Here is a 25,691-nt window from a genome sequence, read left to right as displayed (position 1 = left end):
AGCATTCGCTATGCGAGAGTAGTTCACCGCCAGGCTCCCAATACCAACCCCGCTCTCTAGAGCGGGGTTTTTGTTTTTTATCTCGGTTAAATTTCACTCTGGCGAAATCGGCTAGTTAGCTGCTGTAAATCAGTTAGTATCAGACAACACCTATAACAAAAAATGTCTGGATACCAAGATGAAACTAGCCCGTATAACAAGTGCTGTGTGTATTACCGCTGCGCTGCTGTTAAGTAGCCCGCTACTAGCTGCTCAACCCTTGCAATATGACGATGTGTTTGAGCTGGAGTTTGTCTCTGATCCTCAGCCTGATAGCAGTGGCAACAACATCGTATTTGTACGTAATTGGATGGATCGTAATACTGACAGACGCCGCTCAACCCTATGGTTAAGCACTGCCGATGGTAAGTCGCTGCAAGCGTTGACCGACAAAAATACTGATGCCAGTTCGCCGCGGTGGGGGCCTGATAACAATCGCATAGCCTTTATTGCTGACGGCCAAATTCATCTTAAATGGCTAGATAGCGGCCGCACTTCTCAACTAGGCCAGTTGCAGCAGCGCCCGGCTAATTTAAGCTGGTCGCCTGATGGTAACTGGATAGCTTTCACAATGTTTACCCCCAAGTCGGTTAAGCCGCCTGTAGCCTTACCCGGCAAACCTGAGAAAGCTGAGTGGGCTAAAGCGCCGGTTTACATTGATAGTAAGCAGTACCGCGCCGATGGAGCCGGTTACTTAAAAGCCGGCCATCAGCATATATACTTGATGCCTGCCGATGGTGGTTCAGCTATTCAGCTGACTGATGGTGATTTTAATCACGGTGGTGCAATCAGCTGGGCCCGGAATAGCAAAGCCATTTATTTCTCTGCTAATCGCCATGCTGACTGGCTGGCCAAACCGTTAAACAGTGAAATATTCCAATTGACGCTGGCTGATCGCACCTTAACGCAGCTGACCGACCGTAACGGCCCTGATGCTCTGCCGCAGTTATCGCCCGATGGTAAACTTATCGCTTATGTCGGTTTTGACGATCGTAAACTGGCACATCAGGCGAACCGGCTTTATGTGATGAATACCGACGGTAGCAATATCCGTAATCTTACGGAAGATTTGGACCGTGCTATTGATGAGTTCCAATGGCAGGCTAATAGCAATGCACTTTATATCGCTTACGACAACGAGGGTAAAGGTGTGTTGGCAGAACAAGCTATCAGCGGTAAACGCACAGTGCTTACCGAAGATCTAGGCGGCGGCTCTTATAGCCGGCCTTATAGCGGTGGTCAGTTTGCTGCTGCCGACAATGGCCTGATAGCCTATACCCAGATGAATACACAGCGGCCGGCTGAGTTAGCGGTGATCAACAAACGTAAAAAGCAAACCTTGACCAGTTTGAACGACGATTTGCTGTTTGCCCGTGATATCGGTGAAGTGGAGGAGTTCTGGTACGCTTCATCGGTTGATCAACGTAAGTTACAGGGCTGGCTCATTTACCCGCCCAAGTTCGAGGCCAATAAGAAATATCCGCTGATCCTAGAAATTCACGGTGGCCCGCATACTGCCTACGGTCCGCATTTTGCCATGGAACTGCAGCTGATGGCCGCTCAAGGCTATGTGGTGCTTTATACCAACCCGCGTGGCAGCACCAGCTACGGTGAAGATTTTGCTAATCTTATTCATCATAATTACCCCAGCCAGGATTTTAACGATCTGATGGATGGCGTAGATGCTGTGTTGTCCCGTGGCTTTATAAACGACCAAGAACTGTTTATTACCGGCGGCAGTGGCGGTGGTGTGCTCACCACCTGGAGCATTGCCCATACTGATCGTTTTGCCGCAGCGGTGGCAGTAAACCCGGTTATCAACTGGTTTAGTTTTGTGTTAAATGCCGATATGTACAGTTACTTTAGCCAGTATTGGTTTCCGGGGCTGCCGTGGGAGATGCCGGAGCATTATTTAAAACATTCACCTATCGCCCATGTTGGCAAAGTGAAGACGCCAACCATGCTATTTACTGGTGAGAGTGATCACCGTACGCCTATTTCTGAAACTGAGCAGTATTATCAGGCATTACAATTACGCGGCGTGGAAACGGCGATGGTACGGGTGCCCGGCGCATCGCATGCCTTACATTCCCGACCTAGTAATTTGATGGCCAAACCGGCTTATATAGTGTACTGGTTTAATAAATACCGGCAGAAAACGACGCCTTAACGTCATGCTTGCCCGGTAGGCAGACTACCGGGCTTATGTTAGGCTGCACTTATTATCAGGTCGCAATGTTCGTTTTCTATGCAGTTGATTCTAATTTCACAGCTTTTTGCTTTACCTTTAAGTTCGCTTTTGTATAATGGCGCGACCAGCTACAGGGGCATAGTTCCAATTGGTAGAACAGCGGTCTCCAAAACCGATGGTTGGGGGTTCGAATCCCTCTGCCCCTGCCACTTCTCGTTATGACTAATCTTACTTACTCACAGCAGCAGTTGCTAAATACACTGCAAATAACCCCGTTGGCATTAAACGACGTTTTTCAGCAGCCTGTTTCGCTGGCAGAAACCGGTGATGTTATCGCCAATACACGACAAAAACCCGACCTAAACCAACCTCTGGCGCAGGATATTGCCTGTGCGTTACCCGAGGGGGTTAACTGGTATATCGAAGCTGGTGCCGAGTTATCGCTGGAACAGCAGCAACTGATTACCGCTGATTTGACAACATTACGCCAGGCAGAGCAGAAAAAAGTACTGTGGGCATTGCTGAGTAGTCTGAATGAAGATTGAATTTGCCAGTGCAGCGGATGTTGGCCAGATGCTGCAGATTGAACGTGAAGCTAATAAGTACCCGTGGACAGAGCAGGCCTTTAACAGTAGTTTTACCGATAGCTATTTTAGCTACAAACTGCTGGATAAAGCCGGTGAAATGCAGGGGTTTTATATCGCCCAGTTAATACTGGAGCAGCTGGAGCTGTTTAATATTTGCGTGGCGACTGACGCACAGGGCAAAGGCTATGGTAAAGCGCTGCTGCAGCACTTTTTAACAGAAGGACAAAGCCGCGGCGCCACTGAGGCTCTGTTAGAGGTGCGTAGCAATAATCACGCAGCCATTGCGTTGTACCAAAAGGCGGGTTTTAGTATTAATGGCCAGCGTAAAGGCTATTACGTCAGCGCAGAGGGTAAAGACGACGCTATTTTAATGCATAAGTGGTTATAACCACTTATGCATTTCTGCTTTGTGCCTGCAGCTGTCAAGCTGCTATAATCGCGCCCATTATTATTGACCCCCGGCGTTTAGCCCCACACCGTAGCCGGACGCCTGCGGTAACAAACTATTGGATATTATGAGCACAGATAACTTTTTAGCCGAAGTGAACAGCCGGCGCACCTTTGCGATTATCTCGCACCCCGATGCGGGTAAAACCACCATTACTGAAAAAGTATTGCTGTTCGGACAACTGATCCAAAAAGCCGGTACCGTGAAAGGCAAAAAGTCTGGCCAATATGCCACGTCAGACTGGATGGAAATGGAAAAGGAACGGGGTATCTCGGTAACCACTTCTGTCATGCAGTTTCCGTACAATGATTGTCTGGTAAACCTGCTGGATACCCCTGGCCACGAAGACTTCTCAGAAGATACCTACCGCACCCTGACGGCAGTAGATTCGTGCCTGATGGTGATCGACGGCGCCAAAGGTGTTGAAGAACGTACCATTAAACTGATGGAAGTTACCCGGCTGCGCGATACGCCTATTATCACCTTTATGAACAAAATGGATCGCGATATCCGTGATCCGATTGATTTGCTGGATGAAGTTGAAAGCGTACTGAAAATTGCCTGTGCACCTATTACCTGGCCGATTGCTTCAGGTAAGGAATTTAAAGGTGTGTATCATATCCTGCGTGACGAAGTCATTTTCTATAAATCCGGTATGGGCCACACCATTCAGGATGTGGATATTATCAAGGGCATTGACAACCCTGAGCTGGATAAACGTATTGGCTACTACGCCCAGCAGCTGCGTGATGAAATGGAACTGGTACGTGGCGCAAGCCATGAATTTGACCAGGAACTGTTTTTAAAAGGTGAGTTAACGCCGGTATTCTTCGGTACAGCTTTAGGTAACTTTGGTGTAGACCATATGCTGGATGGTTTAACCGAGTGGGCACCGGCGCCGCAATCACGAGCAACTGACAGCCGTACAGTGGCACCAACGGAAAGCAGCTTCACCGGCTTTGTATTTAAAATTCAGGCCAATATGGACCCGAAACACCGCGACCGCGTGGCGTTTTTACGTATTGTGTCGGGTAAATACGAAAAAGGCATGAAAGTGCGCCATGTGCGCATTGGCAAAGATGTACTTATTCCGCAGGCGCTGACGTTTGTCGCTGGTGATCGTGAGCACTTGGAAGAAGCTTACCCTGGCGATATTATCGGTTTACATAACCACGGCACCATTAAGATTGGTGATACCTTTACCAGTGGCGAGAATATGCAGTTCACCGGTATTCCAAACTTTGCGCCGGAACTGTTCCGCCGTATTCGCCTGCGTGATCCACTAAAGCAAAAGCAGCTACTTAAAGGTCTGGTGCAGTTATCCGAAGAGGGTGCTGTACAGGTGTTCAGGCCATTAGATAACAACGATCTGATCGTTGGCGCAGTAGGTGTATTGCAGTTTGATGTAGTCGTGCATCGGTTAAAGTCAGAATACAACGTAGATGCGCTGTACGAAGCGGTAAACGTGTCTACGGCACGTTGGGTTTACAGCGATGATGCTAAAGCACTGGATGAGTTTAAAAACAAAGCCAGTCAGAATTTAGCACTGGATGGCGGTGATGCACTCACCTATATCGCGCCAACCATGGTGAACCTGAATCTGGCCATGGAACGTTATCCGAAAATTAAATTCCACAAAACACGTGAACACTAACAGGTAAGCCGGATGAATATTAAGCAATTACTCACTGAGAAAACACAAAGCGCCTTTGTTGCGCTGGGCTTACCTGCCGATACGAATGCTGCCGTTACGGTAAGTACCCGGCCTGAATTTGGTGATTACCAGATTAACGGGGCTATGGCTGCAGCAAAGCTGATGAGGACCAATCCGCGTCAGCTGGCTGAGCAACTGCTACAAAAACTGGCACTGAATGGCATCGCAGAAAAAACCGAAATCGCCGGCCCGGGTTTTATCAACGTTACGCTGGATAAAAACTGGCTGGCCGGGCAGCTGCAACAGGCAGCTCACGATAGCCGTTTGGGCGTAAGCGCTAATACAGCACCACAGACGGTGGTCGTAGACTATTCTGCACCGAATCTGGCAAAAGAGATGCACGTTGGCCATTTGCGTTCAACCATTATTGGTGATGCCGTAGTGCGTACTATGGAGTTTTGGGGCGATAAAGTTATCCGTCAGAACCATATGGGCGACTGGGGTACTCAGTTCGGTATGCTGATCGCGCACTTAGAAGATAAGCTGGCGGCCGGTATTGATCTGGCGTCTGTCGCACTTGCTGATTTAGAAGATTTTTACCGTGAAGCGAAAAAGCGCTTTGACGACGAAGCTGGCTTTGCCGATAAGTCTCGTGATTATGTGGTCAAACTGCAAAGCGGCGATGCGCATTGCCAGAAACTGTGGCAGCTGTTTATTGATACTTCGGTAAAGCACAGCGAAGAAGTGTACGAAAAACTCAACGTTACGCTAAGCCACGCCGATATCAAGCCGGAAAGTGCTTATAACAGTATGCTGCAGGGCATAGTGGATGATTTGAAAGCCAAGGAATTGGCGGTAGAGGATCAGGGCGCGCTGGTGGTATTTCTGCAGGAGCTGGCCGATAAAGAAGGCAATCCTTCCCCCTTTATAGTACAGAAGACCGGTGGTGGCTTCCTGTATTCGACCACCGATTTAGCCGCTTGTCAGTATCGTAGCCACGATTTACATGCCGATCGCGTCGTGATCTTTACCGATGCGCGTCAGGCGCTGCACTTTAAACAGGTTGAGCTGGTAGCCCGCAAAGCCGGTTACCTGCGCGATGCCACAACTTATGATCACTGCCCGTTTGGCACCATGATGGGTGAAGACGGTAAGCCGTTTAAAACCCGTACCGGAGGCACCGTAAAACTGGCCGAGTTACTGGAGGAGGCGGTAGTACGTGCTAAAGCTGTAGTGCAGGAAAAAGCCAGCGACTTGTCTGCAGATGAAATCGCAGAAGTCGCACGTAAAGTCGGTATTGGTGCAGTGAAGTTTGCTGACTTATCGAAAAACCGTACCAGCGACTACATTTTCAGCTGGGATGCCATGCTAAGCTTTGAAGGCGCCACCGCACCTTACCTGCAATATGCTTATACCCGGGTGCGCAGCATTTTACGCCGTGCTGAAATTGCCGATGGTTTCAGTGCAGCGCTGCTGATTGAACAAGAGCAGGAAAAGCAATTAGCCGTTAAATTGTTGCGCTTTGAAGAGGCACTGCAGCAGGTAATGAAAGATGCACAGCCAAACCTGCTGTGTAATTACCTCTATGAGCTGGCCAGTTTATATATGGCGTTTTACGAAGCTTGCCCGATACTTAAAGACGGCGTTGAACCAACGCAGCGTGATAGCCGTTTAATGCTGAGTATTTTTACCTCTAAGCTGTTAAAGCAGGGTCTAGACTTGCTAGGTATTGAGGTTATGGAGCGTATGTAAACTATGAAGATCGACGATATTCGCCGCAGTTACACTAAAGATAAGCTGGATTTTGACAAGTTAAATGCCAATCCGATAGCGCAGTTTGAACTGTGGCTAAAGGATGCGATAGCAGCAGAACTGCCGGATCCAACCGCTATGTGTGTGGCGACTGTCGACGAACATGGCCAGCCATCACAACGGCTGGTACTGTTAAAAGACGTTAACCCGCAAGGGTTTACTTTTTACACCAACCTGGGCAGCCGTAAGGCAACTGAACTGTCGGCAAACCCAAAGGTGTGTCTGCATTTCCCTTGGCACCCGCTGGAGCGGCAGGTAATAGTTTATGGTACTGCCGAGCGGGTAAGCTCAGCTCAGGTAGCCAAATACTTTTTGTCACGCCCGAAAGAAAGTCAGTTGGCGGCATGGGCCTCAGAGCAAAGCCGGCCGGTATCAACCCGCTTAGCGCTAATGCAGAAGTTCGCCGAGATAAAACATAAGTTTGAACATGGCGAAGTGCCGCTGCCGTCATTCTGGGGCGGTTTTTTAGTGCGGCCACATAAAATCGAGTTCTGGCAAGGCGGCGAGCACCGTTTACATGACCGGTTTATGTACACCAGGCAAAGCGATAACAGCTGGAGTATCGAACGGTTATGCCCCTAACCGGGCAGCACACATATAGCAGCCGCCTGCGGTTGTTTGATAGCCATTGCCATCTTGATTTACCTGAACTAAACGCAGAGCAGCTTAAACATTGGCGCAACGCCCTGCAGGCTGGTGTGGAAAAGCTGCTTATTCCCGCTGTAGAGCAAGCGGCATGGCGTAACCTGCTGCACCTGCATCAGCAACATCCTGACTGGCATATCGCCTTGGGCATTCACCCGTGGTGGGCAACAAAGGCCAAGCCTGATGCACTTAGTGATCTCGAAGCGTTATTGGCAAAACATAGCCCGCAAATAACAGCAGTGGGTGAGATTGGTCTGGATTTCGCGTTAGACGCAGACAGCTTTGAGGTTCAGGAAAAGCTATTTAGTCAGCAGCTTGAGCTTGCTGGTACATACCAAAAGCCCGTTATTCTGCATCACCGTAAAAGTCAGCCTCAGCTGTTGGTAGAGCTGAAAAAGCAACAGTTTGCTGAGGGCGGCATTTTGCATGCCTTTTCTGGCAGTCAGCAGCAGGCCAAAGCTTTTATCGACCTTGGCTTTAAGCTGGGGATTGGCGGCACCATTACTTATGAGCGCGCAGAAAAAACGCGTCACACGGTAAAAAATTTGCCGTTAAGTTGCTTTGTGCTGGAAACGGATGCGCCGGCTATGCCACTTAGTGGCTATCAGGGGCAGGTAAATACGCCGGCGCAGCTGGCATTGGTGTTTGCAGCCTTTTGTCAGCTAAGAACTGAGCCGCCCGAGCAAATTGCTACAGCCTTGTGGCAAAACAGTATCGCAGCGTTAAGGCTTGCTCTTACGTAAACGCAGCGATTGGCGTGACAAGCGTGCAAAGCCCCTGCGCAGTAAAAAACCTATTACGCCCGCCAACACTAACATCGCCAGCAACTGCTGCATTAATTGCTGCCAGCGAATAGCGACTGGTGTCACTGAGGCATCAAGACGCAAACTCAGTTTAATATAGCCCAGTAGCTGCTGATCTTTAGTAATCGGCTGCACCATCGCCTGTAATTGTTCGCTGTGGCTTGGCCCGTATAATAACCGCGCTGGTGAGCTACCTTCTGACCAACTCATGCGTACGCCGTTAGCGTCATACACCACCACATCGTGTAAGTACGGGCTGGCTGCAATATGCTGTGTCAGCTGTTCCAGGCCGTCCAGTTGGTCGTTTTCAATCAAATAGGCTGCTGTATGCGATAACGCCGACAGCGTTTCACGCATTAATTGGCTGCTTTGCTGCTGCAGTAAGGCTTTACCCTGCTGCTGGGTATAAACCCAGGCTTGCAGCAATAGCCAAATACCCAGCACGGCTAAGGCTATTTGCACAAGTTTAATAGTGCTTGATGTCGTATCTGGTATTGCGATATGGTTCTGCATATTTTCCATCAGCGCCAGTCAGGCCTGCCCGAAAACCGGTAGCATGCCATGGTCAACCCAGCAAGTATAGGTATCTCATTGTCGTTTTTTTATCAGCTTTCTTTATCACAAGTCGGGCAAACCACTGCACTGCTGCCGTTGATGCCGCTGCAAACTTACGTGCTGCAATGCGAGGAGCAGCAAATGCTGCTGCACAGTGCTATGCCCATGCCGATAACGCCCGCCGCAGCCTTTGCATTACCGGATAACACTATCGTCGCGAGTGTACGGTTGTTTGGCTCTGGCCTAAGCTTATCCGTTTTGGCGCAGCTGCTGCAGGCACTATGGCCGAATACAGCCATTAATTGCCAGTTGTATCAGCCACATCCGGCGCTGGCTGTGGCGGTGAAGTTGCATCTGACACAGTCTTTAAGCGCAGCACAGCAGTTGCAGTTGGCGCAGTTAGCGACAGAGCTGCAGGTGGAGCAGGTGTATTTAACTGCTGCGCCTAGCCTGCGACACCCCGGCGTGTTGGTCATGGATATGGACTCAACTGCCATCCAGATCGAATGTATTGACGAGATTGCCAAGTTAGCCGGCACTGGCGAGCAGGTGGCGGCAGTAACGGCCCGTGCGATGAATGGCGAGCTGGATTTTGCCCAAAGCCTGGTGGCGCGCGTGGCAACCTTAGCCGGTGCACCCGAAACAATACTGCGTCAGGTGCTGGATGCAGTTCCGCTGATGCCGGGGTTAACCGAGCTGGTGGCACACTTACAACAACACCACTGGCAGGTAGCGATAGCATCAGGTGGATTTACTTATTTTACTGACGCATTAAAACAGCGACTTGGGCTAACGGCGACTTTTGCCAATGTGCTCGAAATCAACGAGGGTAAATTAACCGGTAAGGTACTGGGCGATATCGTTGATGCGACGACCAAAGCCCAGGTAGTGGCTAAACTGGCAGCGCAATATGGCATTGCAAACAGCCAGACAGTGGCTATTGGCGATGGCGCTAATGATATCGCTATGCTAAATGCTGCCAGTCTGGGCGTAGCTTTTCATGCAAAACCCAAGGTACAGGCACAGGCTAAAGCCGCTATTCGTCAGGGCTCGCTGTTACAGCTGCTGTACTTACTGGATTAAGCATGAAGCATCAGCAAAGCTCGTTTTATCTCGATTTAGAGCAGTATCAGCTGCATTTGCGTCGTTTGCTGCCGCTGCAACAAGGCATAGCACCTGTGTTGATGCTACATGGCGCTATTGAAAACAGCCGTATATTTTACAGCCAATCTGGAAAAGGCTTAGGCTGTTACCTGGCCGACCATGGTTTTATGGTGTACTGCGCTGACTTCGCCGGCCGGGGTTTATCAAGGCCTCATGTGTCTGAGGGCTTTAACCAAAGCCAGCAGCAGATGATTAACCATGATATCCCGGCACTGATTGAGCATGTTTACCAGCTACATCAGCAACCGGTAATTGTGATTTCACACTCCTGGGGCGGCGTGGTAGCCAGTGCCAGTCTGGCACGCCAGCCGCAGTTAGCCGAGAAGGTGGCCGCTAAGGTCTGTTTTGGCAGCAAGCGGGTGATAAGTGTTAACAGCCTGGAACGCAAGGTTAAAATTGATCTGGTGTGGAATACGCTGGCGCCCTGGCTTAGTCGCAAGCATGGGTATTTTCCGGCGCGCAAATGGCGCTTTGGTGCTGATGATGAGCCAGCGCAGTTTTTACACGATACGGTAAGGTGGATAAAGGGCGCCCCTTTTACCGATTTAACGGATAATTTTGACTACGCCGCTGCCAGCAGTAAACTTCGTTGGCCGCCAGTGTGGCACTTTGCCGCGCAGAATGATCGTTTGCTGGGGCATCCGGCTGATGTACAGGCGTTTATCGCTGAAACCGCACCGCAAGCGCGGTTTAGTTTACTGGGGAAAGCGCAAGGTTATCAGCAGGATTATGACCATATCTCTATGCTGACACACCCGGCGGCAGTGCAGGATCATTTCCCACAATTACGTGACTGGCTGTTGCAGCTTGGCAAGTAGCGCAAGCCGGCGCTGTTCATGTTGTTCGCTGTGCTCTGCAGATGCGCCGTAGCGCCACAGCACTTCAGCGGAGATGTCTATCGCATCTAAAACACCTGCGACACTCCACAGTTCTTCTTCCAGTTTTTTAGCTTTATGAATGGCATAAGCACTGATGTAATTGAGCTCAGTTGCAATGAAATCGATATCAGGTCGGCCGGTGCGTGACAATAACAAGCGGTAGCAAAACAGGCTGCCGCTGCTACTGGCATTTAACACAAATTGCTGTTTGTGTTGCTCATTACCAAATTCGTAATCATAGCGGCAGGTGAGCTGTAAACCCTGGGTGCTATCTTCTTTAACCTGAACAAACAGCTCAAAAACGCGCGCATTATCAAGCCGCTTCATATGTTTAAGCTGTTGGGCAAAATATAAACTGGCGGCGTTGTTCTGCAACAGCGGCGATAGGGCAATCTTATCGTCATGCTTGGGTTGTGTGAGTAACAACTGCAAGCTTATCGCAGCGTTGCCCCGTGCCAGCGTATTAATTTCGTAACGAATACCTTTTCGGTGCACAAACAACACAAAATGGTTTTGTGCGCTCAGGTACATGTTACGCAGCGCTACTGACAGGCCCGGATATTTCGGGCTTTCTTCTGCTGGCGTTAACTTGGCGCGGTTATTTTGAATTAATTGCTGAAAGAACAACCGGCCAGGATGCGGCACTGTACCTTCTGCAGCACGCAGGTTCATGATGGTACGGCTTTTACTTACCGCCATTATCTCGTAAGGTAGACCGCTTAAGCTGTATTTATTGCTTATTTTCTGCATGTCCGGCAGGTTTAACAGCACCACATCGCCCTTGTTATACCGCACCGGCAGTGTGGTTTCGAGCTGCATACCTTTAGATGAAAAATCCCGGCTGTGGCCGTTTAATTCGCTCTGCTGTTCAGGATCGGTAATAGTTACACTGGTTTTGTAGAGGTAACGCGACTCTGAGCGTAAGTTAACATACTGCACCGCCACAGCTTCGCACTGGGGCTGTTGAGCCAGCTTTTTATGACCAAATACGGCTAGTAGCTTTAGCTGCTGTTGATCCACCGGGTAATTCTGATACCAAAACGCGCTTTCGGTCGCGGTAATATCGGTCAGGCTGACAATGTAGCGCAGATCCTGAATAAAGTGCTTCACCAGCGGTGTCAACCCTGCTGCAGGTTTGCTGTTGTCAGTTTGTGGCACGGTTGATGGCATTTCTGCTGTTACAGGTGACGTGCGCTGTAGATTTAGGTGAAACACCCGCCAACTGGCCTTAGATGCGCCAAAGCCAAGAAACAGTTGTCGTGTTTGTTCATTCAGCGCTAGCTCTTCACGGGTAGCTGAGTAAAAAAACAGCTTGCCTTTTACCGCATGAGTAAAGCAGTACAGTATGGTGGACTTGTCATGGCTATTCTGTTGCAGTAGCGCCTTTAATCGCTTGGTGTGACAGATGTTGATAAACATGGCCTGATGCTGCTCATCAAGAAAATACTGCCAGACACTTTTGTTGTAATCTGTGGTCAGCGCACAGACCGGTATGGGCCTGTTGTCTTTTACCGCGATAAAGACCGGTAAGCTTGCGCTGCGGGGCAGGTAAAACTGCTCATAGCCTTTACTAAGCAGACTTTGGCTTACGCTGTCGAGGTTAACTTTATAGCGTCTTTTATTGCCGTTAATAAAGCGCTGTAAAAAGTCTGCAAACTGGGTTTCATTTTCATCCGGTAAACGCTTAAGACGCAGGTAAAAAGCATTAGCTTGCTGCTCAGTGTCGACAACGGTGTATGATACCCCTTGCGCCAGACCCAGCATAAACTCTTGTTCTAGCCCGGTGAAATGCAGCTTAATAACACTGTCAGTGGTTAAGGGTAAAGCGCTGTTAAGTTTGAGTTTACAGCCCGACACCGATAAGTCTGAGGTGCTGGCCTTTATTCGCTGCTGGTTAAACTCCAGCTCAACATCGATACTAAAGTGCATCCGCTCGTCACGCCGACTGGTATAGTTACCAAACCGGATTAATTTAGCCCATTGAGTTGGCGCGGCGGTAGGCTCAGTCGTGCTATCTGCAGAGCCGGGTGTTTGTTGCAGCGCATTACGCACCCGCTCTTCCGTTTGTTTACGGTGCATTACCCGAAAATTGTTCTCGGTATTTAGCACTTCTTCATATAAACCCAGCGTATAACCACCGTATTGTTTTAAACCGGCTTCAAATACGCGGATAGCGTTGTCGTCCATGTAATGCGTTTTGCCCATGTATTCATAGGGTTTTACTTCACCATCAACATGGCCTCGTAAATCAATGAAGAAATTGCATGGCTGTGCCATGCGTTTTAATTCCATTTTTAGCAAAAACTGTTTTGACTTCGGCAGATCTGACGTTAACAGGCTAAATACCTGATCAAAGTCTGCGCTGTTAAGCAGGCTTTTCATCCGGTCAATTACACCAATATGTTCCTGTAGATCGGTCGCTGTCATAATTCAGTCAGGTTAAATGCCAAAATACCGGCATCCTATAGTTATAATCTGTAGTACGCTACGTTGTTACATTTTGAAAAGCAATATCCATGCCTTTCATTTAGCTTGAGAAAATAAACTATGGCAAAAGTTAAAACTGCATATGTTTGCAGCGATTGTGGGGCCGATTTTGTTCGTTGGCAAGGTCAATGTACCGAGTGTGGTGCCTGGAATACGGTGAGTGAAGTCAGGCTTGGTAGCAACAGTAAAAGCAGTCGGCTGGAAGGCTATGCCGGGGCGGCGGTGGCAAAAGTAATGCGCCTGGACGAAGTGGATTTACAGGACGTGCCGCGCTTTAGCAGTGGTTTTGCCGAGTTTGACCGCGTGCTGGGCGGTGGCATAGTGCCGGGTTCCGCTATTCTGATTGGTGGCCACCCTGGAGCCGGTAAAAGTACCTTACTGCTGCAAATTATGTGTGGTTTAGCGCAGCAGGGCGGTGCACTTTATGTTACTGGTGAGGAATCATTACAGCAGGTGGCGATGCGCGCGCAGCGCTTGGGCTTACCTACCAACGCACTTAAAATGTTGGCCGAAACCAATGTCGAGACCATCTGCCATTTGGCGCAGCAGGAAAAGCCACGCATTATGGTGATCGACTCTATTCAGGTGATGCATCTGGCAGATATTCAGTCGGCGCCGGGTAGCGTATCGCAAGTGCGCGAAAGCGCGGCCTTTTTAACCCGTTTTGCCAAGCAGCATCATATTGCCATCATCATGGTGGGGCACGTTACTAAAGATGGCTCACTGGCTGGGCCCAAAGTACTGGAGCACTGTATCGACTGCTCTGTTATGCTCGATGGTGACAGCGATAACCGTTACCGCACGCTGCGCGGCCATAAAAACCGTTTTGGTCCGGTAAATGAGCTGGGCGTATTTGCTATGACCGGTCAGGGCATGAAAGAGGTGAAAAACCCGTCGGCAATCTTTTTAACCCGCGGCAAAGAAGATCAGTCTGGTAGCATCGTCATGGTGCTGTGGGAAGGTACCCGACCGCTATTGGTAGAAATTCAGGGGTTGGTCGACTATTCGCCACTGAATAACCCGCGCCGGGTGACCCTTGGTATGGAGCAAAACCGCATTTCAATGTTGCTGGCGGTAATGCACCGTCATGCCGGTATTCAAATGGCTGATCAGGATGTATTTGTTAACGTTGTCGGTGGTGTAAAGGTGAATGAGACCAGTGCTGATCTGGCTACTTTGCTGGCGTTGGTGTCCAGCTTTCGTGATAAACCTTTACCCAATGATCTGGTGGTGTTTGGTGAGGTGGGGCTGGCAGGCGAGATACGGCCGGTACCCAGCGGGCAGGAGCGGTTAAAAGAGGCGGCGAAACACGGTTTTAAGCGCGCCATAGTGCCAATCGCCAATAGCCCAAAAGAGCCGATTGCCGGTATGGAAGTAATCAGCGTGGCGAAGCTGGCAGAAGCGCTGGAAGCGATTTAGCAGTCAGAAGCCTTGGGGCAATAAAAAGCCCCGCTGCGGCGGGGCTGTTCAACTTAAAACTTGTTGTTCTGCGGAAAATTCAGTTTCAATACCTGGTAGGTGTCTTCTTTTAACTTGGTCAGCCCCAGTTTGTCATAGCTCTCGACCATCACTTCCAGTGCCTGTTCTACCAGCGGAGAGTCACGGTAAAACTCGACAATGTATTTACCCCGGTTGGCGGCGGCTAAAAAGGCACCGCGGCGCATGTAATAATCGGCAATAATCAGTTCATGGCGCGCCAGTGTATCTTTAATGCTCAGCATGCGCTTTTTCGCTTCAGGCGCATATTTACTCTGCGGGAAGCTACTCACTAAGGTTTTAAAATCATCAAATGCTTGGCGGGTGCTGGCTAAGTCGCGGTCTGCCCGATCTATACCCAGCATATTGTGCAGTGCGTTTTCATCGGCTTTCAGGTTGCTTAAGCCACGCATGTAGTACACATAATCCAGCTCAGGGTGGTTTGGGTTTAAGCGAATAAAACGATCAATACCGGCCAGTGCCTTGGTAATATCGCCCGCCTGATAATAGGCATAAATTAAGTCCAGCTGTACCTGACGAGCCAGTGGGCCAAACGGATAACGGCCTTCAACGGCGGTTAACAGCTCAATGGCACGGTTGTACAGACCTTTATCCAATACATCCTTGGCTTGTTGATACATGGTTTGCGCCGTTGGAGTATTGCTGGTGTCCAGCTCTTCTTTGGGTTTACCGGCGCAGGCAGTTAAGGTCAGAGCCAGTAGAGAAATCAGTATAAAATTCGCTTTCATGTAAAAATCCGTTACTACTTGAGCTAAATGGCTGTCTAGTCGGGGGTAAAATCGCTAAAATACCGTTATTGCGATTCTACCCCAGACCCGCCGGGGTTGCACACAGGATAACTGCTTCCGTTATGACAAAACAGCTAAAACTTTCAGAAATTGTACCAGACCATCTTTTTGGTAAGCGCTTAGATCAGGTGCTGGCTGAAATGTTCCCGGATTATTCGCGTTCACGCATAAAAGAGTGGATCCTGGCGGATGCCGTTAGCGTAAATGGCGCAGTGCAAAACAAACCGCGCGAAAAAGTACTGGGTGGTGAGCAAATTGATATTCTGGCCGAGCTGCCTGAAGACGAGCGCTTTGAAGCCCAGCAAATTGACCTGAATATCGTCTACGAAGACGAACATATTCTGGTAATTAATAAGCCGGCAGGTTTAGTGGTGCACCCAGGCGCGGGTAACAGTGACGGCACGCTGCTAAATGCGCTGTTGCACCATTGCCCCGGCATTGCCGAGGTGCCCCGCGCCGGTATTATTCACCGGTTGGACAAAGACACCACCGGCCTGATGGTGGTGGCGAAAACCATACCGGCTCAGACGCATTTGGTTGAAGCCATGCAGGCGCGTGAAATTACCCGTGAATATGAAGCCGTGTGTCATGGTGCTATGACCGGTGGCGGTACTATTGACGAGCCGATTGGCCGTCATCCGACCAAACGCACCCACATGGCGGTGAGTCAATCAGGTAAACCAGCCACCACCCATTTTCGGGTGATGGAAAAATACCGTGCTCATACCCGGTTACGGCTGCGGTTAGAAACCGGCCGCACCCACCAAATTCGTGTGCACATGACCTATGTTAACCACCCGTTGGTCGGCGACCCGGTGTATGCCGGCCGGCCTCGGCCACCGCGTAAAGCCGGTGAGCACTTACTCACGGTGCTGCGCAACTTTAAACGCCAGGCACTGCACGCGGCTATGTTGCGTTTAGCCCATCCTATTACGCTGGAAATTCTGGAATGGCATGCGCCTATTCCACAGGACATGGTCGAGCTTAATGCGGCACTGCGTGCCGACACCGCCGAGCATGGGCTGGACTACGTATAAAGCCAGCCACAGATGACTCGCTTACTGCGCCCTGACTGGCCTGCCCCGGCGAATGTACATGCAGTGTGCAGCACCCGCTTAGGCGGCTGTTCGGTTGGGCCTTTAGCCAGTTTAAATCTGGGCGGCCATGTCGGCGATGATCCGGCAAAGGTGGCGCAAAACCGCCAGCAATACCAACAAGCGGCAGCAATGCCCAATGCACCTGTTTGGCTAAATCAGGTACATGGTGTGACAGTCGCGACACTCACCCGCAACAGCGAAAGCGGTATAACCGCTGATGCTGCCATTAGCCGTGAGCCTGGTATAGTGGCCACAGTAATGACGGCCGATTGCCTACCGCTGTTGTTGTGTGACACTGCTGGCACTCAGGTGGCTGCAGTGCACGCTGGTTGGCGGGGGCTGTGTGATGGCATCATCGAAGCGACACTAGCCAGCTTTACATCCGACGCGGCGGTGCTGGCGTATTTAGGCCCGGCAATCAGCCAGGCGGCGTTTGAAGTTGGCACTGAAGTGCGCACGGCCTTTATTGCGCACGACCCCTCAGCTGCCAAGGCGTTTATAGCGGGTAAAGCCGGTAAATATCATGCCGACTTATACCAGCTGGCGCGCCAGCGTTTAGCTGCCTGTGGCGTTAGCCAAGTCTATGGCGGCGACTACTGTACCTACCAAAACAGCGCACTATTTTTCTCCTACCGGCGTGATGGCCAAACCGGTCGCATGGCCAGTTCTATCTGGTTAAGCTGATCTAAGTCAAATTTTTGACGTTCGCTGCTTGAATTTCCAGCAATAGCGCCCAATCTTAAAGCACATCGAGGTTGTGCTTGTAGGAGAGATGCATGCGACTAGACAAATTTACCAGTAAGTTCCAGGAAGCTATTGCCGATGCGCAGTCACTGGCGCTGGGACGTGATCAGCAATATATCGAACCAGTGCACCTGATGTTTGCTTTGTTAAATCAGGAAGGCGGCACAGTGCGCGAGCTGTTAAACAAGCTGGCCATTAACTTTAACGAACTGCGCTCCAAAGTTAGCCAGGCCATAGATCGCTTACCGCGGGTTGAAGGCGAGGGCGCTAACCTGCAGTTATCTAATGCTACCGCTCAGCTGCTGCAGCAGTGTGACAAGCTGGCGCAAAAGCGTAAAGATCAGTTTATTTCCAGCGAGTTGTTTGTGCTGGCCGCAACCGAAGATAAATCTGACCTTGGCAAAATTTTACGTCTGCTGGGTGTGAGTAAAGAGGGGGTTGAAGCCGCCATTGAACAGATGCGCGGTGGCCAGAAAGTAGACGATCCTAATGCCGAAGATACCCGCCAGGCATTGACCAAATATACTGTCGATTTAACCGCCCGCGCTGAGGCCGGTAAGCTTGACCCGGTGATAGGCCGCGACGAAGAAATTCGCCGTTGTATTCAGGTGCTGCAGCGGCGTACTAAAAACAACCCGGTATTAATTGGTGAGCCTGGTGTCGGTAAAACCGCCATCGTCGAGGGGCTGGCGCTGCGTATCGTTAATAAAGAAGTGCCAGAAGGCTTAAAAGACAAACGCGTATTGTCGCTGGACATGGGCTCTTTATTAGCCGGTGCCAAATACCGTGGTGAATTTGAAGAGCGGTTAAAAGCGGTTTTAAACGAACTGGCCAAAGAAGAAGGCCAGGTGATTCTGTTTATCGATGAAATTCATACCATGGTCGGAGCCGGCAAAGCCGATGGCGCCATGGATGCCGGCAATATGCTAAAGCCAGCGCTGGCGCGCGGCGAGCTGCACTGTTTAGGCGCTACCACGCTGGATGAATACCGCAAGTACATTGAAAAAGACGCAGCGTTGGAGCGGCGCTTTCAAAAAGTGTTGGTTGAAGAGCCAACAGTGGAAGACACCATTGCTATTTTACGCGGCTTAAAAGAACGTTACGAGCTGCACCACGCGGTAGAAATTACTGATCCGGCCATCGTTGCTGCAGCAACCTTATCGCATCGTTACGTATCGGACCGCCAACTGCCGGATAAAGCCATCGACCTCATTGACGAGGCCGCATCCAGCATTCGTATGCAGATGGACTCAAAGCCGGAAGAATTGGACCGGCTGGAGCGGCGCATTATTCAGTTAAAACTGGAAGACAACGCGCTGGCAAAAGAGACCGATGAGGCAACGAAAAAGCGCCGCGACATGATCCAAGAGCAAATTCGTGAGCTGGATGCCAAATACAACGAGCTGGATGAAGTGTGGGAGTCGGAAAAAGCCGCACTGCAAGGCACGCAAAATATTAAGACCGAGCTTGAACAAGCGCGGTTAGATTTAGAAGTCGCCCGCCGCGCCAGCGATTTACAGCGCATGTCAGAGCTGCAGTACGGCCGTATTCCCGAGCTGGAGAAAAAGCTGGATCTGGCCTCGCAGGCAGAAATGCATGAAAACACTTTGCTGCGCAATAAAGTGACCGAGCAGGAGATTGCTGATGTGTTATCTAAAGCCACCGGCATACCGGTTAGCAAAATGCTGGAAGGTGAACGCGATAAACTGCTGCGGATGGAGCAAGCGCTGCATGACAAGGTGATTGGCCAGGATGAAGCGGTGACTGCGGTATCACACGCTATCCGCCGCTCGCGTGCAGGCCTTGCCGATCCGAATAAACCGATAGGCTCTTTCTTGTTTTTAGGGCCAACCGGGGTGGGTAAAACCGAGCTGACTAAATCACTGGCGAATTTTTTATTCGACAGCCCCGATGCCATGGTTCGCATCGACATGTCAGAGTTTATGGAAAAACATGCGGTATCGCGTTTAGTCGGCGCACCACCGGGTTATGTTGGTTATGAAGAGGGCGGTTATTTAACCGAGGCGGTGCGGCGTAAGCCCTACTCGGTGGTACTGCTGGATGAGGTAGAAAAAGCCCATCCTGACGTGTTTAACATATTGCTGCAGGTGCTGGACGATGGCCGTTTAACTGACGGCCAGGGCCGCACGGTAGATTTTAAAAACACCGTTATCATTATGACGTCGAATCTGGGATCTGATCTTATTCAGGAACATTACCGTGAATACAGCTACAGTCAGATGAAAGAGATGCTGATGGGCGTGTTAAGCAAGCAGTTCCGGCCGGAATTTTTAAACCGGCTTGATGAGACCGTGGTGTTCCACCCGCTGGACAGCCGGCAAATTCGCAGCATTGCGCGTATTCAGCTGGCCAGGCTGGAGCAGCGGTTGGCCGAGCGGCAGTATCAGTTTAGCATTAGCGATGCGGCGCTGGATAAACTGGCTGAAGTAGGCTTTGACCCGCTGTATGGCGCACGGCCACTAAAACGCGCCATTCAGCAGCATCTGGAAAACCCGCTGGCGCAAGCGCTGTTACAAGGCGATGTGCCGCCGGGCAGCACAGTGGCACTGGATCACGATGGAACTAAGTTTGTGGTCAGCAGTCACTAAGTGTTGTAGCTGATGTCGATGATAAAGTGACCGCTTCGGCGGTCACTTTTTTAGCAAAGGCTATCCATGCCAGGGTATGTCCCTTATAATCTGGCGTAATTTACTTAACAGAAGTGTGTTATGACTGATTCAAAAACGACTGACAGCAGCCCGCGTAAAGGCATTTATTTACTGCCAAACTTATTAACCACCGGCGGCTTATTTTCTGGTTTTTTCGCCATAGTGGCCTCGATGAATGGCCGCTTTGAAGCTGCCGCTGTGGCCATTTTTATTGCGATGATTTTCGATGGTCTTGATGGCCGCGTAGCCCGATTAACCAATACCCAAAGTGAGTTTGGTGCTCAGTACGACAGTATGTCTGATCTGATTGCCTTCGGTATGGCGCCGGCGCTAGTGGCCTATAACTGGGGCCTTGCTGATTATGGCAAATTCGGCTGGTTGGCCGCCTTCATTTATGTGTCTTGTGCTGCACTAAGGTTAGCGCGTTTTAACGCCAATTTAGGCGTGACCGACAGCCGGTTCTTTCAGGGGCTGGCAAGCCCGGCCGCGGCCGGTATTATCGCCGGTATGGTGTGGGTTGGCAGCATTTACGAGGTAAACGGCGACAAGTTGGGCTATCTGGTTGGCTTATTAACCATAGCGGCAGGCTTACTGATGGTGAGCAACTTCAGATATAACTCGTTTAAAGATTTAAACTGGCGCGATCGGGTGTCGTTTTTAACCATACTTATCGTGCTGCTGGTGTTTGTCGTGATTGCCTCACGCCCGGCCGAGATGCTGTTTGGTATCTTCTTTATTTATGCATGCTCAGGGCCGGTCACCACTATCCGCAGTGTGCGTAAATTAAAGTTGGAGCATGTCGTAGGCGATTCAGACGATGCTGACTTTGCCGAAGCGGGCGTTGAACCGGTAGCTGGCGCAAAAGAAAAGGCTGCAGACAAAGCCGTGCCTGACAAAGAATAAAACGTTTAACACCATAACCCCGCTTCGCGGGGTTATTTTTTTGCTCATGGTCACTGAGCTTGAACTCTCAGCAAAGGCTTTTGGCCTAAAACAGCATTGTTGCCAGTGAAAATACAGGCTAAATTGAGCTCTGGTCTTGAAGTTTGCTGTGGCGCCCCAATTTCCTGCCACAAGCGTCTTGCTAATTAAGGAACTCTCTTGGGCTCAACGATAAATCAACGGCTGCAACAGTTAGACAACCTTAACCCTAAAGCCGTAACGGGTATTTTGCATGGTATAGAGCGCGAGACACTGAGAGTAAATCAGGACGGCAGCCTGGCATTAACACCACACCCGCAGGCGCTGGGTTCGGCATTAACCCACCCGTGGATCACTACCGATTTTTCTGAATCGCTGCTTGAATTTATCACGCCCGTTAGCGACAGCATTGTTACCACCTTAGCGCAGTTGAACGACATTCATCGTTTTACTGCAGCAAATATTGCAGATGAGCAGTTTTGGGCCGCCAGCATGCCGTGTTTTATCAGCAAAGAGCAAAGCATCCCTTTTGCCCAGTATGGCAGCTCTAACGTTGGCCGCATGAAAACCCTGTATCGTAAAGGCTTGCATAACCGTTATGGTAGTATGATGCAGGCAATCAGTGGGGTGCATTTTAACTTCTCTTTGCCTGACACTTTCTGGCAGACATATCAGCAAGTATTGGGGCAGCACGATGAGCTGCAGAGCTTTATTTCTGAGCAGTACCTTGCGCTGATTCGTAATTACAAGCGTTACGTCTGGTTAATTGTCTACCTGTTTGGCGCTTCACCGGCGATGTGTAAGTCTTTTATAGAAGGGCGCAGCAGCCGTTATCCGTTTCAGACGCTGGGCAAAGGCTCGCTATATTTGCCTTATGCCACCTCACTGCGTATGAGCGACCTAGGCTACACCAACAGTGCCCAGTCGAGCTTAAATGTGACTTATAACAGCCTGGCTGAATATATCACTGGCTTGCATGCGGCTATTAGCATGCCGTCAGAAGAGTACCGTAATATTGGTGTTAAGGTTAACGGCGAGTATCAGCAGCTTAATGCCAACGTGTTGCAGATAGAAAACGAGTTTTACTCAACCATCCGGCCTAAGCGCACTACCCAGTCTGGTGAGCGGCCAACCTGTGCTTTAGCGAAGCGTGGCGTTGAGTATATTGAAGTGCGCGCACTGGATGTAAATCCGTTCAGTGCGGTGGGCATTACTGCCGAGCAGATGCATTTTCTTGATGTGTTTCTACTGTATTGTTTGTTAAGCGACAGCCCACCGCTCTCTGCAGCCGAGCAAAGCATTACCGAGCAAAATTTACGTAAAGTCGTCACTGATGGCCGGCGAACTAACCTTGAACTGCTGGACAATAACCAGCCCCGGTTAATGCAGGACTGGGCTGAAGAGCTGTTCGCTGACATGATGCCGATTGCTAAGCATTTGGATACGGCCTACGGCAACGAGCGCTACACTGGGGCGTTAAAGCAGTTTTATTTAAGTCTGCTCGACCCGGCGCAAACCTACTCGGGTAAACTACTGAACCAGCTACTGGCTAAACAACAGGACAACGGCAGTTTTATTTTGCAGCTATCCAAGCAGTACAGTGAGCAGTTATTAGCGCAGCCCTATCAGTTTTATGACGAGTCGCAATTTGTGCAGGCGGCGGCCCAGTCAATTGAGCAGCAGCAACTGATAGAACAGCAAGATAACCTCAGCTTTGAGCAATATATTGCCCAGTATTATGCTGAAGTGCCCAAATGTGATGGCGCGGCCTAAAAAAAAGCGGCTACCCGAGGGTAGCCGTAATAGTAATCCAGGGAGATAAAACTTGGTTGCGTCCATGCACCTTGTTAGAATCAAGCGGATGAAAAAAGTTCAGATCACCAAAAAACCGCTGTTATTCGCTGTTTCTGCTGTGTTTTTAATCAGCAGCTGCGCTACACCACCGCCACAGAACGTGTCTAATCTGTGCGAAATTTTTTATGAGCACCGCGACTGGTATGACGCAGCGGCCAGAGTGCGCGACAAGTGGGGCGTGCCTATTCATGTGCCAATGAGCATCATGTATCAGGAAAGCAGCTTTAAACACAACGCCCGCCCGCCAATGCGCTGGTTTTTGGGTTTCATTCCTTATGGTCGTGCCAGCAGTGCTTATGGCTATTCTCAAGCGAAAACCGTAACCTGGGACGAATACGTAAAAGAAGCCGATCGCTTCTGGGCCAGCCGGGATAACTTTGACGATGCGATCGACTTTATGGGCTGGTATATCAGCAAAAGCCAGCGTTTAAACGGTGTTTCCAAGTGGGATGCTTACAGTCAATATTTGAATTATCACGAAGGCTGGGGCGGCTTTAAGCGTGGCAGTTATAAGAAAAAAGCCTGGCTGGTGCAAACTGCAAAAAAGGTCGATAGCCGGGCAAAAACTTACGCAGCGCAGCTGAAAACCTGTGAAGAGGATTTACAGCGTGGCTGGTTGTGGCGGCTGTTTTTTGACTAAGTTGTTATTGGTAAGAAAAAACCGGCAGCGCCGGTTTTTTTAATTTTGTTTCAGGTGCGGTAGAAGCCGCACTGTCTTTATCATATTGTCCTGCACATCAACGACCTCCATCGGGTAACCGGCCAAACGAATACTCAGGTTGCCTTGCGGAATTTCTTCCAGGTGTTCCAAGATCAGCCCGTTTAGGGTTTTCGGTCCGTCAGTGGGCAGCTCCAGCTGCATTTCGCGGTTTAAATCGCGCAGGTTAATACCGCCATCAATCAGGTAAGAGCCGTCGGGTTGTGGCTTAATATCCTCGTTGCCATCATCGCTGATGTCGGTGGTAAATTCGCCGACGACTTCTTCCAAAATGTCGGCCAGCGTCACCAGCCCCTGAATATCGCCATACTCGTCAACTACCAGGCCGATACGCTCTTTGGTGCGTTGGAATTTCAGTAGCTGGGTGTTTAGCGGGGTGCCTTCCGGAATAAAGTAAATTTCGCTCACCGCACGCATCAGGCTGGCTTTGGTCAGTTGCTCTTTAATCAGTAAACGCATCAGTTCGCGCGGATGTACAAAACCCACCGCATCGTCGATATTGTCACGGTATAACAAAATACGGCTGTACTGCATGTTCGCCAGTTGGCGCTCAATGTCTTTCCACTCATCGTTAATATCAATGCCGACAATTTCGTTGCGCGGTACCATAATATCTTCTACGGTGGCGTTTTCTAAATCTAATACCCCAACCAGCATGCTTTGGTGTTGCTCAGGGATCAGCGCGCCGGCCTCATGCACGACAGTGCGCAGCTCTTCAGCACTTAAACTGTTGCCCTGATGTTTTTCCGGGCTGATACCCAACAGCGCCAAAATGCCATTAGTAACGAAATTGACCAGCCACACCAGCGGGTAAAATACTTTTAACAGCAGCTTAAGCAAGGCCGAGCTTGGAAACGCAATACGCTCCGGATGCAATGCCGCTATCGTTTTTGGTGTAACTTCAGCAAAAACCAGTACCACCATAGTCAGCGCAACCGTGGCGATAGCGATACCGACATCACCGTATAACCGCATGCCGATAATAGTGGCGATTGCAGAAGCCGCGATATTAACCAGGTTGTTACCGATAAGGATAAGGCCGATTAGACGATCTGGCCGCTTTAGCAGTTCACTTACCCGAATGGCGCCCTTATGATTCTCGTTTGTTAAATGCTTTAAACGATAAGGGTTCACAGACATCATGCCTGTTTCTGATCCCGAGAAATAGGCAGATATGAATAGGAGCACGCCTAATATAATAAACAGCGTACCCGTCGATATGTCGTCCAAGAGTTAACTACCTGCATTACCAAACACCTGTACTTGATATTACGAAGCGTTTGTTGAGTCAAGAATTAAAGTGTATTAAGCAACACTTCGCGCACAAAGCGGCTGCCAAAATAGCCAAGGGTTAACAACACTGCACCAATAATCGTCAGTGTGTTGGCCACTCTGCCACGCCATCCCTGTTTAGCGTGTCCCCAGCACAACACGGCAAATACAATAAAGCCGGCAAAACTGAATACATTTTTATGCAGGTTTTCTTTGGCCAGCCAGTTGTCCATAAACAGGGCTGCGACCAGCAACGCCAGCGCCAACAACACTGTGCCGGCCAGCAGTATCCTAAACTGCAGCACTTCTGCCTGCACCAGTGGTGGCATATAACGCGTCATAGCGGCAAAATCTTTTTGCTTAAGTTTGTTGCTGATATAGCTGACCTGAAAAGAATACAACATAGCCATGATCAACACGGCATAAGCTAAAAATGCCAGCATAATGTGCGCTAATAAGCCCGGGCTATGCTCAAAATGTTGCAGCTGCATATGGTGTGGCAACATGAGAACAGCCAGCTGCATCAGGGCGGCAAAGCCATACACCACAGGAAGTAACAGCACAGCGGGTGAGCGCAGAGAGGTAAGCGTTACTGCCACAGTGATAAGCCAGCATACTAAAGAGCTAACGTTCAGCAAGCTAAAGTTTTGTCCGTTTGTCGTGAATAACATGCTGGTTAATACCAACATGTGCAGGACTAAGCCTACAACGGCAGTGGCAAAGGTAGTTTTAAAATGCGGCCCTTGCGGGTGGAAAATGCGTAATAACACCGAGCCGGTAGCTACCAGGTATGCAAGTAACGCCAGTATGGTTAATAACGCATCAGTCATCTGCAGCAGTTCCTTTCAATTCGATGGCTTGGTATTGT

The 25,691-nt window shown here is 49.9% G+C and carries 21 protein-coding genes and 1 tRNA gene; 17 read left to right on the top strand and 5 right to left on the bottom strand.

The genetic code is table 11. The features are described 5' to 3' along the window. Nucleotides 1–178 precede the first annotated feature (178 nt). From ABGI61_RS08830 to ABGI61_RS08795, 8 genes are all read left to right on the top strand, one after another. Entirely contained in the window at nucleotides 179–2,209 is a 2,031-nt protein-coding gene (locus ABGI61_RS08830; RefSeq protein ID WP_347599981.1) for a S9 family peptidase, read from the top strand. Nucleotides 2,210–2,362: 153 nt separating this feature from the next. After that, nucleotides 2,363–2,439: transfer RNA gene (locus tag ABGI61_RS08825), tRNA-Trp, on the top strand. Between the two features lie 9 nt (nucleotides 2,440–2,448). Continuing rightward, the gene (locus tag ABGI61_RS08820; RefSeq protein ID WP_347599978.1) at nucleotides 2,449–2,775 is read left to right on the top strand and encodes a hypothetical protein; all 327 of its coding nucleotides are present in this window, start codon (nucleotides 2,449–2,451) and stop codon (nucleotides 2,773–2,775) included. Continuing rightward, nucleotides 2,765–3,205, top strand: coding sequence for a ribosomal protein S18-alanine N-acetyltransferase (gene rimI, locus ABGI61_RS08815; protein WP_347599975.1), 441 nt, complete (start codon nucleotides 2,765–2,767; stop codon nucleotides 3,203–3,205). The genes ABGI61_RS08820 and rimI overlap by 11 nt, the downstream gene beginning before the upstream one ends. Nucleotides 3,206–3,332: 127 nt before the next feature. Beyond that, nucleotides 3,333–4,919 carry a peptide chain release factor 3 gene (prfC, locus tag ABGI61_RS08810; RefSeq protein WP_347599972.1) on the top strand — a complete coding sequence of 529 codons (1,587 nt, stop codon included), beginning with the start codon at nucleotides 3,333–3,335 and terminating at the stop codon, nucleotides 4,917–4,919. Between the two features lie 12 nt (nucleotides 4,920–4,931). Then, on the top strand, nucleotides 4,932–6,671 hold the full coding sequence (gene argS / locus ABGI61_RS08805) for an arginine--tRNA ligase (protein ID WP_347599969.1): 1,740 nt from the start codon (nucleotides 4,932–4,934) through the stop codon (nucleotides 6,669–6,671). A gap of 3 nt (nucleotides 6,672–6,674) precedes the next feature. Then, nucleotides 6,675–7,313, top strand: a complete 639-nt coding sequence (gene pdxH, locus ABGI61_RS08800) for a pyridoxamine 5'-phosphate oxidase (protein WP_347599966.1) — start codon at nucleotides 6,675–6,677, stop codon at nucleotides 7,311–7,313. Beyond that, on the top strand, nucleotides 7,304–8,119 hold the full coding sequence (locus tag ABGI61_RS08795; RefSeq protein ID WP_347599963.1) for a TatD family hydrolase: 816 nt from the start codon (nucleotides 7,304–7,306) through the stop codon (nucleotides 8,117–8,119). The genes pdxH and ABGI61_RS08795 overlap by 10 nt, the downstream gene beginning before the upstream one ends. Here ABGI61_RS08795 and ABGI61_RS08790 read toward each other — a convergent pair. After that, nucleotides 8,099–8,692 carry an AhpA/YtjB family protein gene (locus ABGI61_RS08790; RefSeq protein WP_347599960.1) on the bottom strand — a complete coding sequence of 198 codons (594 nt, stop codon included), beginning with the start codon at nucleotides 8,690–8,692 and terminating at the stop codon, nucleotides 8,099–8,101. The two genes, ABGI61_RS08795 and ABGI61_RS08790, sit on opposite strands and share 21 nt — an antisense overlap. A gap of 48 nt (nucleotides 8,693–8,740) precedes the next feature. Here ABGI61_RS08790 and serB point away from each other — a divergent pair, with 48 nt between their 5' ends. Together serB and ABGI61_RS08780 are read left to right on the top strand one after the other, a co-directional pair. Next, nucleotides 8,741–9,817 carry a phosphoserine phosphatase SerB gene (gene serB / locus ABGI61_RS08785; RefSeq protein ID WP_347599958.1) on the top strand — a complete coding sequence of 359 codons (1,077 nt, stop codon included), beginning with the start codon at nucleotides 8,741–8,743 and terminating at the stop codon, nucleotides 9,815–9,817. A gap of 2 nt (nucleotides 9,818–9,819) precedes the next feature. Continuing rightward, on the top strand, nucleotides 9,820–10,716 hold the full coding sequence (locus tag ABGI61_RS08780; RefSeq protein ID WP_347599955.1) for an alpha/beta fold hydrolase: 897 nt from the start codon (nucleotides 9,820–9,822) through the stop codon (nucleotides 10,714–10,716). Here ABGI61_RS08780 and ABGI61_RS08775 read toward each other — a convergent pair. Then, a complete protein-coding gene (locus ABGI61_RS08775; protein WP_347599952.1) occupies nucleotides 10,684–13,203 on the bottom strand; it encodes a PilZ domain-containing protein in 2,520 nt (839 codons plus the stop codon). The genes ABGI61_RS08780 and ABGI61_RS08775 overlap by 33 nt on opposite strands. A gap of 120 nt (nucleotides 13,204–13,323) precedes the next feature. Between ABGI61_RS08775 and radA the strand changes: the two genes are divergently transcribed. Further along, on the top strand, nucleotides 13,324–14,682 hold the full coding sequence (gene radA / locus ABGI61_RS08770) for a DNA repair protein RadA (RefSeq protein ID WP_040552470.1): 1,359 nt from the start codon (nucleotides 13,324–13,326) through the stop codon (nucleotides 14,680–14,682). Nucleotides 14,683–14,735: 53 nt separating this feature from the next. Here the strand turns inward: radA and ABGI61_RS08765 are convergent, their stop codons facing one another. Next, entirely contained in the window at nucleotides 14,736–15,488 is a 753-nt protein-coding gene (locus tag ABGI61_RS08765; RefSeq protein WP_347599948.1) for an outer membrane protein assembly factor BamD, read from the bottom strand. 122 nt (nucleotides 15,489–15,610) lie between these two features. On the opposite strand from ABGI61_RS08765, the gene rluD reads away from it, so the two are divergent. The 6 genes from rluD to ABGI61_RS08735 all read left to right on the top strand — a co-directional run bounded on the left by rluD (nucleotide 15,611) and on the right by ABGI61_RS08735 (nucleotide 23,473). Beyond that, nucleotides 15,611–16,585 carry a 23S rRNA pseudouridine(1911/1915/1917) synthase RluD gene (gene rluD, locus ABGI61_RS08760; protein ID WP_347599945.1) on the top strand — a complete coding sequence of 325 codons (975 nt, stop codon included), beginning with the start codon at nucleotides 15,611–15,613 and terminating at the stop codon, nucleotides 16,583–16,585. A 12-nt stretch (nucleotides 16,586–16,597) separates the two neighbouring features. Then, nucleotides 16,598–17,329 carry a peptidoglycan editing factor PgeF gene (gene pgeF, locus ABGI61_RS08755; RefSeq protein WP_347599941.1) on the top strand — a complete coding sequence of 244 codons (732 nt, stop codon included), beginning with the start codon at nucleotides 16,598–16,600 and terminating at the stop codon, nucleotides 17,327–17,329. Nucleotides 17,330–17,421: 92 nt separating this feature from the next. Continuing rightward, entirely contained in the window at nucleotides 17,422–19,998 is a 2,577-nt protein-coding gene (clpB, locus tag ABGI61_RS08750) for an ATP-dependent chaperone ClpB (RefSeq protein ID WP_347599938.1), read from the top strand. Between the two features lie 120 nt (nucleotides 19,999–20,118). After that, nucleotides 20,119–20,961 (top strand): CDP-diacylglycerol--serine O-phosphatidyltransferase, encoded by an 843-nt coding sequence (gene pssA, locus ABGI61_RS08745; RefSeq protein ID WP_347599934.1) that lies wholly within the window; start codon nucleotides 20,119–20,121, stop codon nucleotides 20,959–20,961. Between the two features lie 198 nt (nucleotides 20,962–21,159). Next, nucleotides 21,160–22,752 (top strand): glutamate--cysteine ligase, encoded by a 1,593-nt coding sequence (gene gshA, locus ABGI61_RS08740; RefSeq protein WP_347599931.1) that lies wholly within the window; start codon nucleotides 21,160–21,162, stop codon nucleotides 22,750–22,752. A gap of 88 nt (nucleotides 22,753–22,840) precedes the next feature. Beyond that, the gene (locus tag ABGI61_RS08735) at nucleotides 22,841–23,473 is read left to right on the top strand and encodes a transglycosylase SLT domain-containing protein (RefSeq protein ID WP_347599928.1); all 633 of its coding nucleotides are present in this window, start codon (nucleotides 22,841–22,843) and stop codon (nucleotides 23,471–23,473) included. Nucleotides 23,474–23,512: 39 nt separating this feature from the next. Here the strand turns inward: ABGI61_RS08735 and ABGI61_RS08730 are convergent, their stop codons facing one another. Next, nucleotides 23,513–24,781, bottom strand: coding sequence for an HlyC/CorC family transporter (locus tag ABGI61_RS08730; protein ID WP_347599925.1), 1,269 nt, complete (start codon nucleotides 24,779–24,781; stop codon nucleotides 23,513–23,515). A gap of 65 nt (nucleotides 24,782–24,846) precedes the next feature. Further along, on the bottom strand, nucleotides 24,847–25,653 hold the full coding sequence (locus ABGI61_RS08725; RefSeq protein WP_347599922.1) for a cytochrome C assembly family protein: 807 nt from the start codon (nucleotides 25,651–25,653) through the stop codon (nucleotides 24,847–24,849). Nucleotides 25,654–25,691 lie beyond the last annotated feature (38 nt).

Origin of the sequence: Rheinheimera fenheensis (assembly GCF_039871805.1) — a bacterium.
GTDB lineage: Bacteria > Pseudomonadota > Gammaproteobacteria > Enterobacterales > Alteromonadaceae > Alishewanella > Alishewanella fenheensis.
This window is presented reverse-complemented; position numbering and strand designations above follow the sequence as displayed.

Coding starts and splice junctions, on each gene's coding strand:
- ABGI61_RS08830 (WP_347599981.1), top strand. CDS start 179: ATGAAACTAGCCCGTATAACAAGTGCTGTGTGTATTACCGCTGCGCTG.
- ABGI61_RS08820 (WP_347599978.1), top strand. CDS start 2,449: ATGACTAATCTTACTTACTCACAGCAGCAGTTGCTAAATACACTGCAA.
- rimI (WP_347599975.1), top strand. CDS start 2,765: ATGAAGATTGAATTTGCCAGTGCAGCGGATGTTGGCCAGATGCTGCAG.
- prfC (WP_347599972.1), top strand. CDS start 3,333: ATGAGCACAGATAACTTTTTAGCCGAAGTGAACAGCCGGCGCACCTTT.
- argS (WP_347599969.1), top strand. CDS start 4,932: ATGAATATTAAGCAATTACTCACTGAGAAAACACAAAGCGCCTTTGTT.
- pdxH (WP_347599966.1), top strand. CDS start 6,675: ATGAAGATCGACGATATTCGCCGCAGTTACACTAAAGATAAGCTGGAT.
- ABGI61_RS08795 (WP_347599963.1), top strand. CDS start 7,304: ATGCCCCTAACCGGGCAGCACACATATAGCAGCCGCCTGCGGTTGTTT.
- ABGI61_RS08790 (WP_347599960.1), bottom strand. CDS start 8,692: ATGCAGAACCATATCGCAATACCAGATACGACATCAAGCACTATTAAA.
- serB (WP_347599958.1), top strand. CDS start 8,741: ATGGTCAACCCAGCAAGTATAGGTATCTCATTGTCGTTTTTTTATCAG.
- ABGI61_RS08780 (WP_347599955.1), top strand. CDS start 9,820: ATGAAGCATCAGCAAAGCTCGTTTTATCTCGATTTAGAGCAGTATCAG.
- ABGI61_RS08775 (WP_347599952.1), bottom strand. CDS start 13,203: ATGACAGCGACCGATCTACAGGAACATATTGGTGTAATTGACCGGATG.
- radA (WP_040552470.1), top strand. CDS start 13,324: ATGGCAAAAGTTAAAACTGCATATGTTTGCAGCGATTGTGGGGCCGAT.
- ABGI61_RS08765 (WP_347599948.1), bottom strand. CDS start 15,488: ATGAAAGCGAATTTTATACTGATTTCTCTACTGGCTCTGACCTTAACT.
- rluD (WP_347599945.1), top strand. CDS start 15,611: ATGACAAAACAGCTAAAACTTTCAGAAATTGTACCAGACCATCTTTTT.
- pgeF (WP_347599941.1), top strand. CDS start 16,598: ATGACTCGCTTACTGCGCCCTGACTGGCCTGCCCCGGCGAATGTACAT.
- clpB (WP_347599938.1), top strand. CDS start 17,422: ATGCGACTAGACAAATTTACCAGTAAGTTCCAGGAAGCTATTGCCGAT.
- pssA (WP_347599934.1), top strand. CDS start 20,119: ATGACTGATTCAAAAACGACTGACAGCAGCCCGCGTAAAGGCATTTAT.
- ABGI61_RS08735 (WP_347599928.1), top strand. CDS start 22,841: ATGAAAAAAGTTCAGATCACCAAAAAACCGCTGTTATTCGCTGTTTCT.
- ABGI61_RS08725 (WP_347599922.1), bottom strand. CDS start 25,653: ATGACTGATGCGTTATTAACCATACTGGCGTTACTTGCATACCTGGTA.